This window comes from Promicromonospora sukumoe (assembly GCF_014137995.1).
GTDB lineage: Bacteria > Actinomycetota > Actinomycetes > Actinomycetales > Cellulomonadaceae > Promicromonospora > Promicromonospora sukumoe.
Genome location: NZ_JACGWV010000001.1, coordinates 1,454,823 through 1,472,915 on the forward strand (window position 1 = coordinate 1,454,823; position 18,093 = coordinate 1,472,915).

An 18,093-nucleotide genomic window follows, 5' to 3' on the forward strand; every position below is an offset into this window, starting at 1 on the left:
GAATTCCGTTCGTTCTGCGCTGGGTCAGATCGGCCTGGCCTGATTCTCCGGCTGGGCTGAATTATCGGGGGCGGCGCTGTGCGCGGTTCGGCTCGGCCGGACTGTCCTGCTCAGCCGGATTTTTCGAGTCCGTGCTGGTCGAAGTCCGGCCCAGGCGGCCACCCCCGTCCTGCACGTGCGCACTCCGGAGCCTGGAATCGGCGCTCCTCGTTGAACGCCGGGCCACGTTGGCGACGTCGAGCAGCGGCGCGGCACGTCCCCGCCGGACGTTGGATTCACCTGGACCCATGCGGCGCGCGGCTCCTAGGTTGGCGGCATGTCCGGAACCGAGCTCGCCCGCGCGTACTGGTCCGACGTCGTCCGGCCGGTCCTGGACCGGAAGCTGCCGGACCTGCCGCGCGCGGCCGCCCGGCTCGGCTCCGGCTCGGACGTGCTGGGCCTCGACGACGACACCTCGCGCGACCACGACTGGGGCCTCCGCCTGACCCTGCTGGTCCCCGCCGACCGCGTCCGCGAGACCGACGACGTGCTCGCCGCCGCGCTCCCGGCGTCGTACCAGGGGTTCCCGACGGCGTTCCCGGTCACGTGGGACCCGACCGTCCGGCACCGGGTCGAGGTGGCCGCGCCCGTCGAGTTCGTCCGGTCGCGCACGGGGCTGGACGTCGGCGGCGACCTCGCGGTGACCGACTGGCTGTCGCTGACCGGGCAGGCCGTGCTCGAGGTGACGGCCGGGCCCGTGTTCGAGGACGGGCCGGGCGAGCTCACCGCGCTGCGCGAACGCCTCGCCTGGTACCCGCACGACGTGTGGCTGCACGTGCTGGCCGCCGAGTGGACGCGCGTCGGGCAGGAGCTGCCGTTCGTGGGGCGCACCGGGCAGCGCGGCGACGACCTCGGCTCCAGGCTGCTCGCCGCACGCCTGGTCACCGGGCTGATGCGGCTCGGGTTCCTGCTGGAACGGCGCTGGCCGCCGTACCCCAAGTGGGCGGGCACGCTGTTCGGGCGGCTGCCCGTCGCGTCGTCGGCCGGCGGGCCGCTGGCCGAGGCGCTCGCGGCGGGCACCTGGCAGGAGCGCGACGCCGCCCTGCGCGCCGTCTGCGAGGCGCTGCACGCGCGGCAGCGCTCCGTCGGCCTGCCCGCGCTGGACGGCCCCGTCTGCGAGGGGTTCTACGACCGGCCCTTCACCGGGCTGCGCGACGTGGTCGGCGTGCTGCGTGCCGCCGTCGCCGACCCGGAGGTGCGGGCGCTGCCGCACCGCGGCGGCGTCGAGCAGTGGGTGGACGACGTCGGCACGCTCACCGACGCCGGGGCGCGCGACCGGCTGACGCGGGCCTCGCGGGGCTGACCCGCACTGACCCGCCCACTCCGGACCGACGCCGGGCTCACCCGCCCGCGTTCTCGAGCAGCGCGGGGCAGGTGCCGCCCGGCTTGGTCAGCAGCTCGAAGTGCCAGATCTCGTTGGAGTACACCTGGCACAGCCCGTACTCGGCGCCGTGCTGGATGAGCCAGTACGCACCCTCGGTCGGGCCGATGTCGACGGCCTTGCCGCTCACGTGCTCGGACAGCTCGGGCGTGCTGACCCGCTCCCGGGCGACCTCCAGGCTGCCGTACTGCCGGACCGCCTGGTCGAGCAGCCGCTGCTGGTAGGCCGGGCTGCGCCAGCCGCTCGTGACCCAGAAGTCGATGCCGTCGTCCGCGGCGTCGGCGGCGGCCTCCCGCACGGCGGCGGTGAGGTCGGCGTCGAGGTTGGTGATCGCGGGGAGGTCGTCGTCGAGCGTCGCGACGCCGTCGGGGATGTCGCCGCCCGCCACGCCGGTCGAGCCCGACCCGGACCGCGCCTGGTCGAGCACCTGGTCCACGGCCCGCACGACCGGCGCGTCGCCGCGGTCGAGCAGGGGGTAGACCCCGAAGACTGCCGTGAGCAGCACGGCGGCGGTCACGAGGAGGAACGCCGTCGGGCGGCGGCCGGAGCGCCGCGGCGCGCGAGGAACGGGGCGGGGCACGTGCCGCGGCGGGCCGCCGACGGGGGCGGGCGGGTGGGCCAGTTCGTGTCGAGTCATGGGACCAGCCCACCGGGCGCCACGTTGCCAGGGCGTCTGTGCTTTTCGATACGCCCCCGATATGTGCCCGCCGGTAGCGTGTGCTGACATGCGCGTCTTGGTGGTGGAGGACGAGCCCTATCTCGCCGAGGCGATCCGGGACGGGCTCCGGCTGGAGGCGATCGCCGCCGACATCGCGAACGACGGCGGCACGGCCCTCGACCTGGTCGCGGCCCACCCCTACGACGTGGTCGTGCTCGACCGGGACGTCCCCGTCGTGCACGGGGACGAGGTGGCCCGCCGCGTCGTCGCGGAGCACCCGGGCGTCCGGATCGTCATGCTGACCGCCGCCGGGGAGCTCACCGACAAGGTGACCGGCTTCGAGCTCGGCGCCGACGACTACCTGACCAAGCCGTTCGCGATGCGCGAGCTCGTGCTGCGGCTGCGGGCCCTGGCCCGGCGGCCCGAGGCCACGACCCCGCCCGTGCTGGAGGTCGGGCCCGTGCGGCTGGACCCCTACCGTCGCGAGGTCTACCGGGACGGCCGGTACATCGCCCTGACCCGCAAGCAGTTCGCCGTGGCGCAGGTGCTGATGGACGCCCGCGGCGGCGTCGTCAGCGCCGAGGACCTGCTCGAACGCGCCTGGGACGAGAACGCCGACCCCTTCACCAATGCCGTCCGCATCACCATCTCGACGCTGCGCAAGCGGCTCGGCGACCCCTGGCTCATCCACACCGTGCCCGGCGTCGGGTACCGGTTCGGCGAGCAGTGACCACGCTTCCCGCCGGGCGCCGTCGGGCCGGGCTGTCCGTGCGCCTGCGGCTCACGCTGAGCTACGCGGGCTTCCTCGTCGTGGCCGGGACCGCGCTGTTCGCCGCGCTGCTGCTGGTGCTGCGGTACGTGCCCGACGAGAACCTCATGGTCCAGGACGGCGGCGGCTTCGCGCCCAGCCGCTCCGACCTGCTGGACGTCGCCATCCCGCTGTCCGGGGCGGCGGTCGGCTTCCTCGCGCTCGTCGGCCTGGTCGGCGGCTGGGTCCTCGCGGGCCGCATGCTCCGGCCCCTGGACCGGATCAGCGAGGCCGCGGCGCTCGCCGCGGACGGGTCCCTGGTCCACCGGATCGACCTGGAGGGGCCCGACGACGAGCTGCGGCGGCTCGCCGACACGTTCGACACCATGCTCGCCCGCCTGGAGCGCTCCTTCGAGGAGCAGCGCCGGTTCACAGCCAATGCCTCGCACGAGCTGCGGACGCCGAACACCGTGGTCAAGGCGCTGCTGGACGTCGCGCGGGCGGACCCGGAGGGCCGCGACGTCGACCGCCTGCTCGGCCGGCTGTACGAGACCAACGAGCGCTCGATCGCCATGGTCGAGTCGCTGCTCCAGCTCGCCCGTCTCGATCACGAGAACCTCCGGGCCGAGCCCGTCGACCTGGCCGACGTCGTCCGGGAGGCCGTCGACCGGTCGCCGGACCTGGGCGTTGCTCGTGCCGCGGGGGACGCCGCGACGTCGGGCGCCGCACCCGGGAGCGCGGCGCCCGCGCTCGCCGTGACGCTCGACGCCGCCCCGGTCCACGGCAACCGGGTGCTGCTCGGTCAGCTCGCGGCCAACCTGCTCGGCAACGCCGTGCTGCACAACCTCGGCCCCGACGGCCGGATCTGGGTCACCACGCGGCTCGACGAGCGCCGTCGGCCGGTGCTGGTCGTGGAGAACACCGGGGCGCCGCTCGACCCCGCGGTGGTGCGCACCCTGGCCGAGCCCTTCGTCCGGGCCGACGCCCGCACGCGGCGCCCGGACCGGCCCTCGGGCAGCGGGCTGGGCCTGTCGATCGTCGCGTCGATCGCCCGCGCCCACGACGCCGACCTGCTGCTGGCCCCGCGCCGCGACGGCGGCCTGACGGCGACGCTAACTTTCCCGCCCGCCTGACCAGCGCGCCGCACGCCAACTACGTGTCAGACGTACAGGTCCCCCGGGGGACCTGTACGTCTGACACGTGGTTGGGTCAGGCGCCCTGGAGCTGCGGGTACAGGGCGGCCAGCGGGCCCGAGAGGGCGGCCTTGACCCGGCGGCTCGTGTCGTCCGCGAGGACCTCGGGCTCGCCCGCCTCCAGCCCGTCGAGGACCGCCGCGACGATGTCGCGCGGGTCCTCCTTGACCACGTCGAGCCCCTCCGTCATGGGCGTGTCCGTGTAGCCGAGGTGCGCGCCGAGCAGGTGCGTGCCCTGGCCCAGCAGCTCCACGCGCAGCGCGTTGCTGTACGACCAGAAGGCGGCCTTGGTCGCGGAGTACGTGCCCGTGCCGAGCCAGCTCAGCGCGGAGTGCAGGTTGATGATCGCGCCGCCGCCGTTGCGGGCCAGCACCGGCGCGAACGCCTGCGTGACGCCGAGCTGCGCGAACACGTTGGTCTCGAACACCGAGCGGACGTCGTCGAGCGGCGTGCTCAGCGTGGGGTGCCCGGTGTCGGAGATCCCGGCGTTGTTGATCAGCACGGTCGTGTCGGCGGCGACCTCGGCCGCCACGGCGACCGACTCGGGCGAGTTGATGTCCAGGGGCAGCGGCACGACGCGCGCGTCGGTCCACTCGCGCGGCGTCCGGGCGCTGGCGTACACCTTGGCGGCGCCGCGCAGCAGGGCCTCGGCGACGAACGCGCGGCCGAGGCCGCCGTTCGCGCCGGTCACCAGGACCACGGCATTCTTCAGTTCGGTCATCACGAGCTCACTTTCACGAGGTTGTTCGGTGCGGTGTCGGTTGAGACGGTGTCGGTTCGGACGGTGTCGGTTCGTGTGGGGCCGACGGCGGAGGTGCCGACGGCGGAGGTGTCGACGGCGGTGGTGTCGAGGGGAGCGGTGCCGGCTTCGGCGGGGACCGCCTCGGACGACGTCGCCCGGGCCCGCACGGTGAGCACGGCGGCCAGCGCCAGCGCGGCGACGACGGCGCTGCCCACGACGAGCGCGAGCTGCAGCCCCTGCCCGGTGGCGAGCCGGCCCACGGCCAGGGCGACGCCCGCCTGCACGAGGTAGCCGACCAGGTAGGCCGACGACGTGGTCGCGGCCCGGTGCTCCGCGGGCGCGCTGCGGGTGACCAGGGTGATGCCGCCGGAGAACAGGAGGCTGTAGCCCGCACCGCCCACGACGGAGTACAGGACCAGCACCGGCATCGAGTGGGTGGCGCCCGCGACGAGCATCAGCCCCTGTGCGACGAGCGCGCTGACGGCGCCGAGCCGCAGCGCCAGGGCGGCCCCCAGCCGCCCGGCGAGCAGGGCGGTCACGCCGATGGCGGCGGCGGACAGGGCGAGGACCACGCCGTTGACGAAGGCGTCGTCGGACCGCACGGTGTCCCGCGCGAACTGCGCCCCGATGCCGAGGAAGATCGCGCCGAGCGCGTACGCGGCGGAGACGCCGAACGTGCCCGCGAGGAACGGCCGCCGGTCGCGCGGCACGGCCAGCGGGCGGGGCCGCCAGCGGCGTGCGGCGCGCGGGCGGCGGGGGAGCAGCCAGGCGGCGACCGCGGCCACGACGACGCCGGCGAGCAGCACCCCGTAGCCGGCGTGCAGCGGGTTGCCGCTGAACTGGACGGTCGCGCCGCCCACGAGCAGTGCCGTGATCAGGCCGACGGCGGACGCCGCGGTGGTGGTCGCGCCGGTGCGGTCCCGGCCGTCGTCGGACCGGGAGGAGGCGATGACGCTCGTGGCGGGACCGAGGCTGAGCCCCACCCCGACGCCCATGAGCGCACGGCCCACGAGCAGCAGCGCCAGGTTCGGCGCGAGCAGGAACGTGAGGGCGCCGAGCCCCAGGAAGCCGAGTCCGCCGAGGATCGCGCCGCGGTTGCCCACGGTCTCCGAGACGCCGCCGAGCAGCAGGAGCGTCGCGATCAGCGCGACCGGGTAGGCGGCGAACACCGTGGTGGTGACCGCCGTCGTCAGGTGCCACTGCGCGGCGTAGACCGGGTAGACGAGCGTCGGCGCGGCCGACGCCCAGAGCGCGAGGGCCACGGCGGCTGCGGCCGCCCAGCGGCTGCCGCGTGCCGCCCAGGTGAATGTCATCGGAGGGAACTCCCATCTGAGTTGGGATTCACAACCTAGCACCTAGGTTGGAAACTACAACTCAGATAGGATGTGGGCATGAGCACAACGCCCCGCGAACGCAACGCACGCTGCTCCATCGCCCGGAGCCTCGAGGTCCTGGGGGAGAAGTGGACCCTGCTCGTGGTCCGCGAGGCCTTCTTCGGCTACACGCGGTTCGCCGACTTCCGCGCGCGGCTCGGCATCGCGCCCGACGTGCTGACGGCGCGCCTGGAGACCCTGGTCGAGGGCGGCGTGCTGGAGCGGCGGCCGTACCGCGACGCGGGTCAGCGGCAGCGCGACGAGTACGTGCTCACCGAGGCGGGGAGGGAGCTCAAGACCGTGCTGGGGGCGTTCACGGCGTGGGGCGACGAGCACCGGCCCTCGGGCTTCGGACCGTCCGTGCGGTACGTCGAGGAGGCCACGGGCGAGCCCGTCCGGGTCGGGTTCGTCACCGAGGACGGGCGCGAGATCGGGCCCGACGCCGTCGCGCTGGTGCCGGGCCCGGGCTCGCTGACGTCGGCGGCCTGACGCGCCGAACTTTCGAGTTTGGCCGGTGGCACCGAGATCGGTCCAGCGCTGGACCGATCTCGATGCAGACTGCCGAACTCGGCCCGGCCGGCGTCAGCCCGCCTGGGTCTCGTGCAGCGTCGCGTAGCGGCCGCCGTGCGCGACCAGGTGGTCGTGCGTGCCCTGCTCGACGATCCGCCCGTGCTCCAGCACGATGATCCGGTCGGCCTGCCGGATCGTGGAGAGCCGGTGGGCGACGACCAGCGTCGTCCGCCCCCGCATGAGGCGGCCCAGCGCCTCCTTGACCAGGGTCTCCGACTCGGTGTCCAGGGCGCTGGTGGCCTCGTCGAGCAGCAGGATGCGCGGGTCGCGCACCAGGGCGCGGGCGATCGCGATGCGCTGCCGCTGCCCGCCCGACAGCCGTGCCCCGCGCTCGCCGACGACGGTGTCCCAGCCGTCGGGCTGCGCCTCGACGAACTCCAGGGCGTTGGCGTCCCGCAGCGCGGCGCGGACGACGTCGTCGGGCGCGTCCGGGAGGCCGTAGGTGACGTTGTCGCGGATGGTGCCCTCGAAGAGCACCGACTCCTGCGGCACCACCGAGACGTGGCGGCGCACCGTGCGCAGGTCGAGCTCCTGCGCGTCGACGCCGTCCACGAGCACCCGGCCCGACGTCGGGCGCACGAACCCGAGCACGAGGTTGAGCAGCGTGGACTTGCCGGAACCCGATGAGCCGACGAACGCGACCGTCTGACCGGCCGGGATCGTGAGGGTCACGTCGTGCAGGGCGTCGTCGTCCGCGTCGGGGTAGCGGTGGTGCACGTGGTCCAGCGTCAGCTCGCCGCCCACGGCGTCGACGGCGGCCCGGCCCTCGTTCTCCTCCAGGTCGGGCTCCTCCAGCACCTCGGCGACGGAGCGCACCGACTCCATGCCGCGCGCCGTGACCGGCAGGAGCATGAGGAGCTGGGTGAGCCCCTGCGTGAGCAGCGTGAAGTAGGCGGAGAGCAGCACCACCTCGCCGGCCGTGACCGGCAGGAACCCGGTGAGCGAGAACACCGCGGCGAGCGCGAGGCACGTCACGCCCAGGAGCTGCATCGTCACCCAGGACAGCGACGCGACGCGGCCGTTGAGCATGTCGAGGTGCAGCCCGGCGCGGCGCACGCCGTCGGCCCCGGCGGCCAGGCGGGTGACCGCCGTCTGCTCCAGGCCGTGCGCCCGGGTGATCGGGATGAGCGAGGCCATCTCGCCCACGCGTGAGGCGAAGCCCTCGACCTCGCGGCGGAAGCGCTCGTTGCGGTCGCGCGAGCGCCGGGCCGTGGCCCAGCGCAGCCCGAGCGCGAGCGGCACGGCCAGCAGGTAGACGGGCAGGAACTGCGGCACCTTCAGGGCCGTCATCGTCACGGCGCCGGCCAGCACCATGACCGACGAGAGCAGGGGATGGGTGACCTGCTGGAGCATCACCTCGATGTTCTCGACGTCGCGCACCACCTTGGACTGCACCACGGACGAGCTCGCGCGCGAGTGGTATCCGATCGACAGGTTCTGCAGGCGGGCGGCCAGGGCGTTACGCAGCCCGGCGCCGGTGTCGCGCACGACGGTCATGAAGGCGCGCGTGTAGACGAGGTGGTTCGGGAAGTTCTGCAGCAGCAGGGCGGCGGCCACGGCGAACCAGATCAGGACGTCGCGCACCTCGCCGCCCGTGGCCACGATGTCGATGACGGCCGCCGTGACCACCGGCAGGAACCACATCGGCACCTCTTTGACGGTGAACGCGGCGATCGCCACGGACATCCGCCCGGGACGCCGGGCGAGCAGCCGCAGGACCGACCGTGCGGGTCGGGAGCTGTCGATGTGAATCGGGGCGGTAAGCGCTTTCTCGGCAGCCATGCCGCCATGCTACCCACCCGCGCCACCCCACCCACCCCGCCCACCGAACTCGTTGAGTGCTGGGTATTCGCCCTTCCGCGGGGCGCGAAAGGGCGAATACCCAGCACTCAACGAGCGAGGTCAGCGGGTCATGAGGCGGTACTGGGCCGCCACCTCGCGGGGCGTGATCGCGCGGTCCAGGAGCTGGATCGTGTCCATGCGGCAGTTGCAGGGGTTCCGCTCCTGCGTGTCCTGCGGGAAGCTGCCGCCGATCTTGATGCCCCGCGGCGTCGTGGCCGACGTCCCCGAGCCGTCCACCTGCCACGGGTCGCCGTCCACCACGTAGAAGCCGGGCACCCGCTCGCCGTTGCGGTACAGCGCCATCTTCCCCGTGGTGTAGTCGAACGTCGCGGCCAGGTGCACCCACTCGTCCTGCGGCAGCAGGGTGCGCCAGTCCTCGTGAGCGGCGAAGGTCTGCGACGCCCCGCCGTCGATCCGCCGGCCCAGCGCGACCAGCCGCAGCTCGCCGTCCACCTGGATGATCTCCAGCAGGGCGCGCACGCCGTGCCCGTCGGAGTCGCCGCTGAGCAGGCCCGCCAGCCCGACGGCGTTGTAGAAGTCGTCGGGGTCCGCCGTCGTGGTGTTGGGGCTCGGGTTCTGGCCGGTCATCTTGACCCAGCCCGCCACCGTGATCCCGTCCACGCCGTTGAACGCCGACAGCGTGGGCACCCCGGCCGCGTCGTAGACGCCCGCCTTCCAGTCGTCGTTGCCCGCCGTCAGCGGGTCGACCTGGCCGAGCTGGATCGAGTTGTTGCTGCCCGGGTAGGCGCCGTCCGCCACCCGCATGTCCTCCCCGCCGTTGATCAGGTTGAGGTAGGTGCGGGACAGGCCGCGGTCGATCTCGACGGCGCCGTTCTGCTGGAACGGGTGCTCGAAGTCGTAGAAGCTCACGTTGTTCTTCTCCAGCGAGCGCGGGACGTCCTGCGGCACCGGCGCGTGCACCGTGTCCACGACCTTCCAGATCTTCCCGTTCGCCTTCGCCACCAGGTACAGGTCGCCCGACGCGTCCCGGCCCATCCGCAGGTCCGCCCGCTCGTCGCCCGTGAAGTCGGGCATCCGCTTGCGGGTGCCGTCGGTGTCGTACAGCGCGAGCTCGTACATCTGCGCCTCGTCGCGGCCGCGCCGCATCTGCGACTCCTTGGCGTAGAACACCCGCCCCTCGACCAGGTCCGTGAACAGGTACTTGCCGTCCAGCGCCGGCAGGTCGCGCCCGCGGTAGACGAAGCCGCCGCTGATCGCGTACCCGCTGTCCGCCGTGCACGACCAGCCGGGCGGCGGGTCGTGGTCGTACGCCACCACGGGATACGTGAACCCGAAGGAGGCGTCGTCCTCCGGCAGCGGGTAGAGGTTGCACCGGTCGGACGCGTCGAAGACGTACTTCCCCTCCCGGTCGCCCCAGCCGAAGTTGTCGCCCGCCTGAACGTCGTAGACGGCCTCGATCGCGTGCTCGCCGATGTGCCCCAGGAACATGCGCGGCTCCGCCCGCTTGCTCTTCTGGTCCCAGGAGAACCGGTGCGGGTCCCGCATGCCGATCGCGTAGATCTCGCCCAGCGTGCCCGGCTCGTCCACGAACGGGTTCGACGCTGGGATGCCGTACGTGCCGCCCGGCCCGTTCGTGCCCGCCGGGTCGATCCGCAGGATCTTGCCGGCCGGCGTGTCCCGCTCCTGCGGCACCCCCGTGCCGACGCCGATCCCGCCGTCGCCCACCGCGAGGTACAGCAGGCCGTAGTCCTCGTCGCCCGGCTTCGCCGTCGGGTTGAAGTCGATCTGCTGGATCGCGTGCACCTGCCCCGCGAAGCCCAGGCGCATCACCTCCCGGCTCGTCCCCGAGAACACTTCCGCGGCGGGGTCGTCCGCCACCCACTCCGTGACCACCGCGTGCAGGAACGTCGGCGTCTGCGCCGGGTACGTCGTGGGGTCCGACGGCGGCCCGGCGTTGCCGGGGCGCTCGCTGTGCACCGTGTAGAACGTGCCGTTGTCCTCGAAGTCCGGGTGGAACGCCGCGAACCCGAAGCCGCTGCCCATGCCCCGCCCGGAGAAGAACTCCGGCGCGAACCGTGCCGCCACGTCCAGGTACACCCGCGGCTCGCCGTCCTGGACGAAGTACAGCGGGCCGTTCAGGTCCGGCACGTACATGCGGCCCGAGCCGTCCGGCAGCTCCCCGATGCCGTTGATGCGCGCGTGCCGCATCAGCCGCCGGTCGACGGGCGCCGGGATCGGCTCCGTCTTCGGGAACTGCGCGTACTCCTCCAGGACCAGGCCGATCGTCGACTGCTTCTCCTCCGGGGCCGGGTCCTCGATCGGGTCACCCACCGGGGCGGCCGTGGCGAGCATCGCCGTCGTCAGCCCCGCCAGGGCCGTCGCGGTGACCGCCACCGCGGCCACCGCCGACCGCCATCTCTGTCTGGTGCGCATGGTGCCTCCTGAATGTCGTCGTCGTCATTGCGGAGTGCTGTGCGTTGCGTCGTGCCTACCCGCGGGTCGAGCTTGTCGAGACCCCTGAGCCCGTCGAGACCTACCGGCAGAACGGCCGCTCGCCGGCCGCGCTGAGGATGCCGCCCACCACGTGCGTCTCGAACGACCCGGCGCCCGGCAGCGCCGAGTCCTCGGTCCACGCGGCCGGGTCGTGGCCGAGCGAGGTGACCCACGCGCGACCGCCGTCGTAGTACTGGCACCACGAGACCGGGTGCTCGCCGTCGTGCCCGGGGTGCCCGTTGAAGCCGGTGCCGGAGCCGATCGTGGAGGTGTCCACCTCGGCGAGGAACCGCACGCCCGTGGGGAACGGTTCGAGGTTGTACCACTCGTCGCGGAAGTCCCACCGGCGCGGCAGGTCCTTCGTGGAGGCGTCGCGACGGTCGACGGTGAGCACCTGCCCGTCGCGGTGCGGCCCGTGGTCGTAGAAGTTGGCGCCGCCGAGCAGCCCCTGGAACCACGGCCAGTGGTACATCGCGCCGAGCGTGTTGTGCACGGCCACGAAGCCGCCGCCCGAGCGGACGTACTGCAGCAGTGCGGTCTGGGACGCGTCGTCGAGCATGGTGCGGGAGTTGCTGAGGAAGACGACGGCGTCGTACGGCGCGAGCTTCGCCGGGGCGTCGAGCTGGCGCACGTCCTCGGTCCAGTCCACCTCGAACCCGTACTCCTGCCCCCACCGGACCACGGCGTTCTGCGCGACGTGCGCCGACGTCAGCGGCGGGTTCATCCCGGCGGGCAGCAGCGGCCCGAGGTGGGCGTGCCGCGAGACGCCGGTCGCGGTGAAGACCAGCACGCGCACCCGCCCGTCGGTGGCGCGCGGCAGGTCCCAGTCGTTGTAGCAGGCCGGGTCCGTGCCCCGGCAGACGCCGTAGTCCGCGACCTTGTCGCGGTACGGGTCCTGCCGTCCCGCGGACGACGGCGCGGCCCCGCCGTCCGCCCCCGGACCGGGCGGACCGCCCCCGCCGACGGCGGGCGTGAGGTGGAGCCCGGCGAGCAGCGCGGCCAGGATCGCCAGGCCGAGCACCACCTGTCCGGCGTTGCCGAGCGACGTACCCAGGGCGGATCGAAGCGACATGACAGTTCTCCTTTGAACGGCCAGCAGTCAGTCCTGCCTCGTTGAGTGCTGGGTATTCGCCCTTTCACGGGGCGCGAGAGGGCGAATACCCAGCACTCAACGAGGGGTGGGGGTGGGTCAGGCGGCCTCCTTCGGGCGGCCGCCCAGGTAGAGCTGGGCCAGCCTGGGGTCCGCGAGGAGGTCCGGGGCCGGGCCCGTGATGTGCACACGGCCCAGGTCCAGCACGCAGCCGACGTCGGCCGACTCCAGCGCCCGCCGCGCGTTCTGCTCCACGAGCAGCACGGCTGTGCCGGCGTCGCGCATGCGCTGGACCTGCTCGAACACGACCGCCGTCGCCTTGGGGTCCAGCCCCATCGACGGCTCGTCGAGCAGCACCACCTTGGGCCGCACCATGAGCGAGCGGGCGAACTCGACCTGCTTCTGCTGCCCGCCCGACAGCGCGCCCGCCAGGGCGGACCACCGCTCGCCGACCAGCGGGAACAGCTCCGTCACGAAGTCCGTGCGGGCCGCGATCTCCGCGCGGTCGCGCACCGTGTACGCGCCGAGCAGCACGTTCTCGGCCACCGTCATCTCGGGGAACACGCTGTGCCCCTGCGGTACGTGCGACAGCCCCGCGGCCAGGAGCTGCTGCGGCGTTCGGCCGGTCACGTCCACGCCGTCGACCACCACCTGGCCGGCGCGCGGTCTGAGCAGCCCGCTGGCGACCTTGAGCACCGTGGACTTGCCGGCGCCGTTCGGCCCCACGAGGCAGACCACGCTGCCGGGTGCCACCGTCACGGACAGCCCGCGCAGCACGAGGGCCGCGCGGCCGTAGCCGGCCTGGATGTCCGTCAGGCGCAGCAGGGGTTCGGGTGCGAGTTCAGACGCCAAGGTAGGCCTCCAGGACCAGGGGGTCGTCCTGCACGACGGCGGGGGTGCCCTCGGCGATCGGCCGGCCCCGGTCGAACACCACCACGTGGTCGCTCAGGCCCATGACCAGCTCCATGTTGTGCTCCACGATGATGAAGGTGCGGCCCTCGGCGTTGAGCTCGCGCACCAGGTCGGCGATGCGGTCCACGAGCGCCGGGTTCACGCCGCCCGCCGGCTCGTCGAGCATGATCGTGTGCGGGTCGCCCATCAGCACCCCGGCCAGCTCCAGCAGCTTCTGCTGCCCGTAGGAGATGTCGCGGGCCTCGGCATGCTCCAGGTGGTCGATGCCGACGCGGGACAGCAGCTCGCGCGCCCGGGCGACGTCGTCCGGGTTGCGCATGCCGCGCAGCCGCTGGAGCAGACCGTGCGGCTGCACCGCGACCAGCACGTTCTCCAGCACGGTCAGCCGGGGAAAGACGCGGCAGAGCTGGAAGCTGCGCCCGATGCCGGAGCGCGCGATCCGGTGCGGGGCGAGCCCCGTGATGTCGCGGTCGCGGTAGGTCACCGTCCCGGCGTCCGGCTTGATCATGCCGGTGACGCAGTTGAAGAACGTGGTCTTGCCGGACCCGTTGGGCCCGATCAGGGCGTTGATCCTGCCGTCGTGGAACGCCACGGAGGCGTCGTCGACGGCGCGGACGCCGCCGAACGACTTGCTCAGCCCCTCGGTGCTCACGGATGCGGTGCTCATCGCGTTGCCTCCTCACGTTGCCGGGCCAGCTCCTCGGCGCTCACCTCGCGGATCGACGCCGCGCGGCGGCGCCGGTTCAGGAACGAGGTGATGGCGGGGATGACGCCGTCGGGCATGAACAGGACGACCAGGCCGAGCAGGACGCCCGTGGCGACCAGGTGGAACTGCGTGTCGCCGTACTGCGACTTGAACACCTCGACCGCGTACCCGACGACGACGGCGCCGAGCAGCGGGCCGAACAGGCTGCGCACGCCGCCAAGCAGCGACATGAGCACCATGTAGGTGCCGACCAGGATCGAGAACTGGAAGATCGGGTCGAGGTACCCGAACCACAGCGCGTACAGGCCGCCGCCCAGCGCGGTGAAGAAGGCGCTGGTCACGAGCGCCGTCAGCTTGTACGCGAACGTCGGCACGCCGAGGGCCTGCGCCTTGTCCTCGTCCTCGCGGATGGCCTTGAGCCCGGCGCCGAGCCGGGAGCGCTCGATGAGCCACCAGGTCAGCAGCGCGAGCGCCAGGAGCACGGCGTGCAGGTAGAAGAACCGTTCGTGCTGCTCGGGCCGCAGCACGTCCGCGCCGAACGGCCGGGGCACGCGCAGCCCGCCCGAGCCACCGGTGAACGTGTGCCAGCTCTGGAACGTGAGCTGCAGGATGAGCACCAGCGCGATCGAGACGATCACGAACGAGGCGCCGCGCACCCGCAGCGACGCGATGCCGACCGGGATCGCGATGAGGGCCACGATCAGGGCCCCGACCAGGAGCGCGAGCCACGGGTTCAGCCCGGACCGCAGGATGAGCAGCGCCGTGGCGTACCCGCCGAGGCCCGAGTAGGCGGCGTGCCCCAGCGAGATGTAGCCAGTGAACCCGCCCACCAGATTCCACGAGGTGGCGAGCACGGCGTAGCTGAGGATCACCACGCCGACGGACAGGATGAACGGGTCGGGGGCCAGCGACGGGAAGAGCAGCACCACGGCTGCGAGGGCGAGCAGGCCGCCGATCCGGACGACGCGCGCCGTCGTCGGGCCGGCCGCCGTCGGGCCGGAGGGTCTGGTACCGCTAGAAGCGTTGGGCAAGGCGACCTCCGAAGAATCCCTGCGGGCGGATCATGAGGGTCACGAACAGGGCCAGGTAGAACACGGTCTGCGCCCAGGTGGTGCCGAGCGGCACCTGCAGCAGGCTCGCGGCGACGCCGAGCAGCAGGGCCGCGATGGCGGCGCCGGGGATGCTGCCCAGCCCGCCCACGACGATGATCGCCATGAGCGGCCCGATCCAGTGCCAGTGCAGCGACGGGTAGATCGTGTAGTCCAGCGCGAGCGCCGTCCCGCCGATCGCGGCCGTGGCCAGCCCCAGCCCGAAGCCGAGCCCGGCCACCCGGTCGGTGTCGATGCCGATCAGCCGCGCGGCCTCGGGGTGCTGGGTGGTGGCCCGCAGCGCCCGGCCGAACGACGTCCGCCGCAGGATCAGGTACAGCGCGGCCAGCGACAGTGCGGCCAGGCCGAACGCGATGAGCTTCACGACGGCGACGCTGACGCCCGCCACCTCGATGCTCGTGCCCGAGTAGCCGAGCTGGACGCGGCGCTGCGTGCCGGTCCAGATAAACCCGAGCAGCCCCTCGATCGTCAGCGCGACCGCGAACGTGAGCAGCACCGACATCGTGGTCAGCGTGATCGGCCGCAGCCGGGACACCAGGAACCGCTGCATCCCGTACCCGACCACGAAGAACAGCGGCACCGTGACGACCAGGGACAGGAGCGGGTCGACCCCCGTGCGCTCGTGGAAGTACCAGGCGAGGTACGCGGCCAGGATCAGGAACGCCGAGTGGGCGATCATGACCACACGCATCACGCCGAAGTACAGGGTCAGGCCGGCGGCCAGGAGGGCGTACAGCCCACCCAGGAGGACGCCGAGCACCAGGCTCTGCGCGAACAGGGCACCCGTCATCGGTTCACCACGCGGGCTTCGGGTGGACGAGGTTGGCTTCCTTGACGTCGTCGGGCAGCACGATCTTGATCTCGCCGTCCACGTACTGCTGGATCAGGTGCGCGCTCTGCGGTCGGCCCTGCGCGTCCCAGCTCAGGGTCCCGACGACGGTCTCGACCTCGTTCTCCTTCAGCCACCCGACGAGCTGCTCCTGGCACTCCGGGCTCGGGTCGGCGCACTCCACGGCCTCGACCGCCGCTGCCACGACCTGGCCCGTGGTCCACGCGTTGGCCTCGTCCTCGGCGGGCGGGGAGCCGTGCTCGGCCTCGTAGAACTCGACGAACTCCTGGTTCGACGGGTACGGCGCCGTCGGCGTGTACCCGGTCGGGGCCAGGATGCCCTCGGTCTTCTCGCCGATCGCCTCCGGGAACTCCGCGTTGGTCGGCGCGCCCGAGATCGCGGCCATCTGCGGCTGGTAGCCCTGCTGCTGGAGCGCGACCACCAGGTTCACGCCGTCCTGGTACTGCGACCCGACGATCAGCAGGTCCGCCTCCGAGTCCGCGATCTTCGCCGCGATGCCGCTGAAGTCCGTGGTGTTCGGCGGGTACACCTCGTCGACCACCACCTCGACCCCGGCCTCGGCGAGCTGGTCGCGCAGGCCGTACGCGGTGCCCTGGGCGAACGGGTCGTCCATCGAGGCGACCGCGACCGTCTCGGGGCGCTCCGCCTCCGGCAGGGCCAGGACGTACTCGACCAGGTGGTCGTAGTGGTCGTCGGCGATGGCCGGTGCCGCGTAGAACAGGTTGTCGAACCCCTGCTCGAAGACCTCGGCGGCGGCGCCCGCGGGCTCCACGAACAGGAAGCCGTAGTCCTGGGCGACCTGCGCCGCCGGCACCACGAGCCGGGTCGAGAACGGCCCGAAGATCAGGTCCACCCCGTCCTGGTTGATCAGCCGCTCGTAGTCGGAGGCGACCCGGTCCGCGTTCGACTGGTCGTCGACGATGACCAGCTCCACCTGGCGGCCCAGCAGCCCGCCGTTCTCGTTGACGTGCGCGGCCCAGGCCTCGTAGCCGCGCTGCACGCCCTTGCCCGGCTCGGCGAAGTCGCCGGTCAGGGGCAGCGACACGCCCACGACGATCGGGGCGTCGGGGTCGTCCGCCTCGCTGCCGCCCTGCTCGGGGCTCGCCAGACAGGCGGACAGGGACAGTGCCGAGGCGGCGGCGACAGCCGCCGGCATCAGGCGTCGGGTTGCTCTCATGGTCCACTCCCTTGTGGGTCCACATCATCGTGGGCAAGCGCTTCCGTAACCGCTTACGGCACTCTAGGAACTAGGACGCCGGGTGACAAGGGTCTTGAGGTCATCCATTACCTTTCTCTTGACCCGAGGCGGCGTCTCTTGACCTGTGGCGAGGAGATTCGATGCGGAAGCACACCGCCGGGCTACGCCTGGTCGACGTCGCGGAGCACGCCGGCGTGTCCATCGCGACCGCCTCCCGGGCCCTGTCCGGGGCCGCCGGGGTGTCCGAGGAGCTCGCCGAAAGGGTGCGCGCCGTCGCGACCGAGCTCGGCTACGTCGCCAACGTGCACGCCCGCTCGCTCGCGAGCGGCGCCAGCCCGTCCGTCGGGCTCGTCGTGCACGAGATCGGCGACCCGTACTTCGCCGAGATCGCCAGCGGAGTGCTGGAGGTCGCCGGGGCCCACGGCCGCATGGTGCAGATCTGCCACACCGGCCGCGACCCGCACGCCGAGGTGGCCCAGCTCCGGGCGCTCGCGGGTGCGGGCGTCGGGATCATCGTCGTGGCCGGTTCCGGGCACCTCGACCGGGACGTCCAGGCGCAGATGAAGGCCCAGGTGCAGGCCTTCGAGGCTTCCGGTGGGCGGGTCGCCGTCATCGGCCGGCACCCGCAGCTCGGCGTCGACGCCGTGGTGCCGGCCAACGTCGCGGGCGGCCGGGCCATCGCCGAGCACCTGCTCTCGCTCGGTCACCGGCACATCGCCGTGGCGGCCGGGTCGCGCCGGCTGGCGACCATGGCGGACCGGCTCGCCGGCGTCGAGCAGGCGCTCGGCGCGCACGGCCTGCGGCTCGCCGACCTGCCCGTGGTCGAGGCGGCGTTCACGCTCGACGGCGGCAAGGACGCCGCCCGCCAGATCCTCGACGCCCACCCGGACGTCACCGCGATCCTCGCGCTCAACGACGACATGGCGGTCGGCGTGCTGTCGGTGCTGGGGGAGCGGGGCGTCTCCGTACCGGGCGAGGTGTCGGTGACCGGGTTCGACGACGTGACCGTGGCCGGGCACCTGTCGCCCGCCCTGACGACGGTGCGCCTGCCCATGAAGGACATGGGCCGGCAGGCGCTGGAGCTCGCCCTTCTGCCGCGGGCCGCGCGCGCCCGTCGCCGGACGGCGGAGCAGAAGCTGATGGTCCGGGCGTCGACGGCGCCGGTGCGGGACTGAGGGGCGCCGGGCTGAGCGGCGTCGCCTGCGTGTACTTCACCCTGGCCGTCGGT

16 protein-coding genes are annotated in these 18,093 nt (G+C 72.9%); 5 read left to right on the top strand and 11 right to left on the bottom strand.

The window, feature by feature from the left end; genetic code table 11:
• Positions 1-316 precede the first annotated feature (316 nt).
• Complete coding sequence (locus FHX71_RS06395; protein ID WP_182614931.1) at positions 317-1,342, top strand: DUF4037 domain-containing protein; 1,026 nt, start codon at positions 317-319, stop codon at positions 1,340-1,342.
• A gap of 37 nt (positions 1,343-1,379) precedes the next feature.
• Here FHX71_RS06395 and FHX71_RS06400 read toward each other — a convergent pair whose 3' ends face one another.
• Entirely contained in the window at positions 1,380-2,057 is a 678-nt protein-coding gene (locus FHX71_RS06400; RefSeq protein WP_220489528.1) for a M15 family metallopeptidase, read from the bottom strand.
• Between the two features lie 88 nt (positions 2,058-2,145).
• On the opposite strand from FHX71_RS06400, the gene FHX71_RS06405 reads away from it, so the two are divergent.
• Together FHX71_RS06405 and FHX71_RS06410 are read left to right on the top strand one after the other, a co-directional pair.
• The gene (locus FHX71_RS06405) at positions 2,146-2,808 is read left to right on the top strand and encodes a response regulator transcription factor (RefSeq protein WP_182614932.1); all 663 of its coding nucleotides are present in this window, start codon (positions 2,146-2,148) and stop codon (positions 2,806-2,808) included.
• Positions 2,805-3,959, top strand: coding sequence for a sensor histidine kinase (locus FHX71_RS06410; RefSeq protein ID WP_312876942.1), 1,155 nt, complete (start codon positions 2,805-2,807; stop codon positions 3,957-3,959). The genes FHX71_RS06405 and FHX71_RS06410 overlap by 4 nt, the downstream gene beginning before the upstream one ends.
• Before the next feature lie 76 nt (positions 3,960-4,035).
• Here FHX71_RS06410 and FHX71_RS06415 read toward each other — a convergent pair whose 3' ends face one another.
• On the bottom strand, positions 4,036-4,740 hold the full coding sequence (locus tag FHX71_RS06415; protein ID WP_182614933.1) for an SDR family oxidoreductase: 705 nt from the start codon (positions 4,738-4,740) through the stop codon (positions 4,036-4,038).
• Positions 4,740-6,074, bottom strand: a complete 1,335-nt coding sequence (locus tag FHX71_RS06420) for an MFS transporter (RefSeq protein WP_182614934.1) — start codon at positions 6,072-6,074, stop codon at positions 4,740-4,742. The genes FHX71_RS06415 and FHX71_RS06420 overlap by 1 nt, the downstream gene beginning before the upstream one ends.
• A 78-nt stretch (positions 6,075-6,152) precedes the next feature.
• Here FHX71_RS06420 and FHX71_RS06425 point away from each other — a divergent pair, with 78 nt between their 5' ends.
• Positions 6,153-6,623, top strand: coding sequence for a winged helix-turn-helix transcriptional regulator (locus tag FHX71_RS06425; RefSeq protein ID WP_182614935.1), 471 nt, complete (start codon positions 6,153-6,155; stop codon positions 6,621-6,623).
• Between the two features lie 93 nt (positions 6,624-6,716).
• Here the strand turns inward: FHX71_RS06425 and FHX71_RS06430 are convergent, their stop codons facing one another.
• The 8 genes from FHX71_RS06430 to FHX71_RS06465 all read right to left on the bottom strand — a co-directional run bounded on the left by FHX71_RS06430 (position 6,717) and on the right by FHX71_RS06465 (position 16,844).
• Positions 6,717-8,486 carry an ABC transporter ATP-binding protein gene (locus tag FHX71_RS06430; protein WP_182614936.1) on the bottom strand — a complete coding sequence of 590 codons (1,770 nt, stop codon included), beginning with the start codon at positions 8,484-8,486 and terminating at the stop codon, positions 6,717-6,719.
• A 120-nt stretch (positions 8,487-8,606) separates the two neighbouring features.
• Complete coding sequence (locus tag FHX71_RS06435) at positions 8,607-10,940, bottom strand: PQQ-dependent sugar dehydrogenase (protein ID WP_182614937.1); 2,334 nt, start codon at positions 10,938-10,940, stop codon at positions 8,607-8,609.
• Positions 10,941-11,040: 100 nt separating this feature from the next.
• Positions 11,041-12,072, bottom strand: coding sequence for a ThuA domain-containing protein (locus FHX71_RS06440; protein ID WP_182614938.1), 1,032 nt, complete (start codon positions 12,070-12,072; stop codon positions 11,041-11,043).
• 117 nt (positions 12,073-12,189) lie between these two features.
• Complete coding sequence (locus FHX71_RS06445) at positions 12,190-12,942, bottom strand: ABC transporter ATP-binding protein (protein WP_246402274.1); 753 nt, start codon at positions 12,940-12,942, stop codon at positions 12,190-12,192.
• Entirely contained in the window at positions 12,932-13,669 is a 738-nt protein-coding gene (locus FHX71_RS06450) for an ABC transporter ATP-binding protein (RefSeq protein WP_182614939.1), read from the bottom strand. Before FHX71_RS06450 ends, FHX71_RS06445 begins: the two co-directional genes overlap by 11 nt.
• Entirely contained in the window at positions 13,666-14,739 is a 1,074-nt protein-coding gene (locus FHX71_RS06455) for a branched-chain amino acid ABC transporter permease (RefSeq protein WP_246402276.1), read from the bottom strand. The genes FHX71_RS06450 and FHX71_RS06455 overlap by 4 nt, the downstream gene beginning before the upstream one ends.
• Positions 14,723-15,607 (bottom strand): branched-chain amino acid ABC transporter permease, encoded by an 885-nt coding sequence (locus tag FHX71_RS06460; RefSeq protein WP_182614940.1) that lies wholly within the window; start codon positions 15,605-15,607, stop codon positions 14,723-14,725. The genes FHX71_RS06455 and FHX71_RS06460 overlap by 17 nt, the downstream gene beginning before the upstream one ends.
• Before the next feature lie 4 nt (positions 15,608-15,611).
• On the bottom strand, positions 15,612-16,844 hold the full coding sequence (locus FHX71_RS06465) for an amino acid ABC transporter substrate-binding protein (protein WP_182614941.1): 1,233 nt from the start codon (positions 16,842-16,844) through the stop codon (positions 15,612-15,614).
• A gap of 161 nt (positions 16,845-17,005) precedes the next feature.
• On the opposite strand from FHX71_RS06465, the gene FHX71_RS06470 reads away from it, so the two are divergent.
• Positions 17,006-18,040 (top strand): LacI family DNA-binding transcriptional regulator, encoded by a 1,035-nt coding sequence (locus FHX71_RS06470; RefSeq protein WP_182614942.1) that lies wholly within the window; start codon positions 17,006-17,008, stop codon positions 18,038-18,040.
• Positions 18,041-18,093 lie beyond the last annotated feature (53 nt).

What these genes read in the sequence shown, in the direction of transcription:
- FHX71_RS06460 (WP_182614940.1), bottom strand. Translation starts at nt 15,607, where the DNA reads ATGACGGGTGCCCTGTTCGCGCAGAGCCTGGTGCTCGGCGTCCTCCTG.
- FHX71_RS06430 (WP_182614936.1), bottom strand. Translation starts at nt 8,486, where the DNA reads ATGGCTGCCGAGAAAGCGCTTACCGCCCCGATTCACATCGACAGCTCC.
- FHX71_RS06405 (WP_182614932.1), top strand. Translation starts at nt 2,146, where the DNA reads ATGCGCGTCTTGGTGGTGGAGGACGAGCCCTATCTCGCCGAGGCGATC.
- FHX71_RS06400 (WP_220489528.1), bottom strand. Translation starts at nt 2,057, where the DNA reads ATGACTCGACACGAACTGGCCCACCCGCCCGCCCCCGTCGGCGGCCCG.
- FHX71_RS06435 (WP_182614937.1), bottom strand. Translation starts at nt 10,940, where the DNA reads ATGCGCACCAGACAGAGATGGCGGTCGGCGGTGGCCGCGGTGGCGGTC.
- FHX71_RS06440 (WP_182614938.1), bottom strand. Translation starts at nt 12,072, where the DNA reads ATGTCGCTTCGATCCGCCCTGGGTACGTCGCTCGGCAACGCCGGACAG.
- FHX71_RS06395 (WP_182614931.1), top strand. Translation starts at nt 317, where the DNA reads ATGTCCGGAACCGAGCTCGCCCGCGCGTACTGGTCCGACGTCGTCCGG.
- FHX71_RS06415 (WP_182614933.1), bottom strand. Translation starts at nt 4,740, where the DNA reads ATGACCGAACTGAAGAATGCCGTGGTCCTGGTGACCGGCGCGAACGGC.
- FHX71_RS06465 (WP_182614941.1), bottom strand. Translation starts at nt 16,844, where the DNA reads ATGAGAGCAACCCGACGCCTGATGCCGGCGGCTGTCGCCGCCGCCTCG.
- FHX71_RS06425 (WP_182614935.1), top strand. Translation starts at nt 6,153, where the DNA reads ATGAGCACAACGCCCCGCGAACGCAACGCACGCTGCTCCATCGCCCGG.
- FHX71_RS06450 (WP_182614939.1), bottom strand. Translation starts at nt 13,669, where the DNA reads ATGAGCACCGCATCCGTGAGCACCGAGGGGCTGAGCAAGTCGTTCGGC.
- FHX71_RS06420 (WP_182614934.1), bottom strand. Translation starts at nt 6,074, where the DNA reads ATGACATTCACCTGGGCGGCACGCGGCAGCCGCTGGGCGGCCGCAGCC.
- FHX71_RS06470 (WP_182614942.1), top strand. Translation starts at nt 17,006, where the DNA reads ATGCGGAAGCACACCGCCGGGCTACGCCTGGTCGACGTCGCGGAGCAC.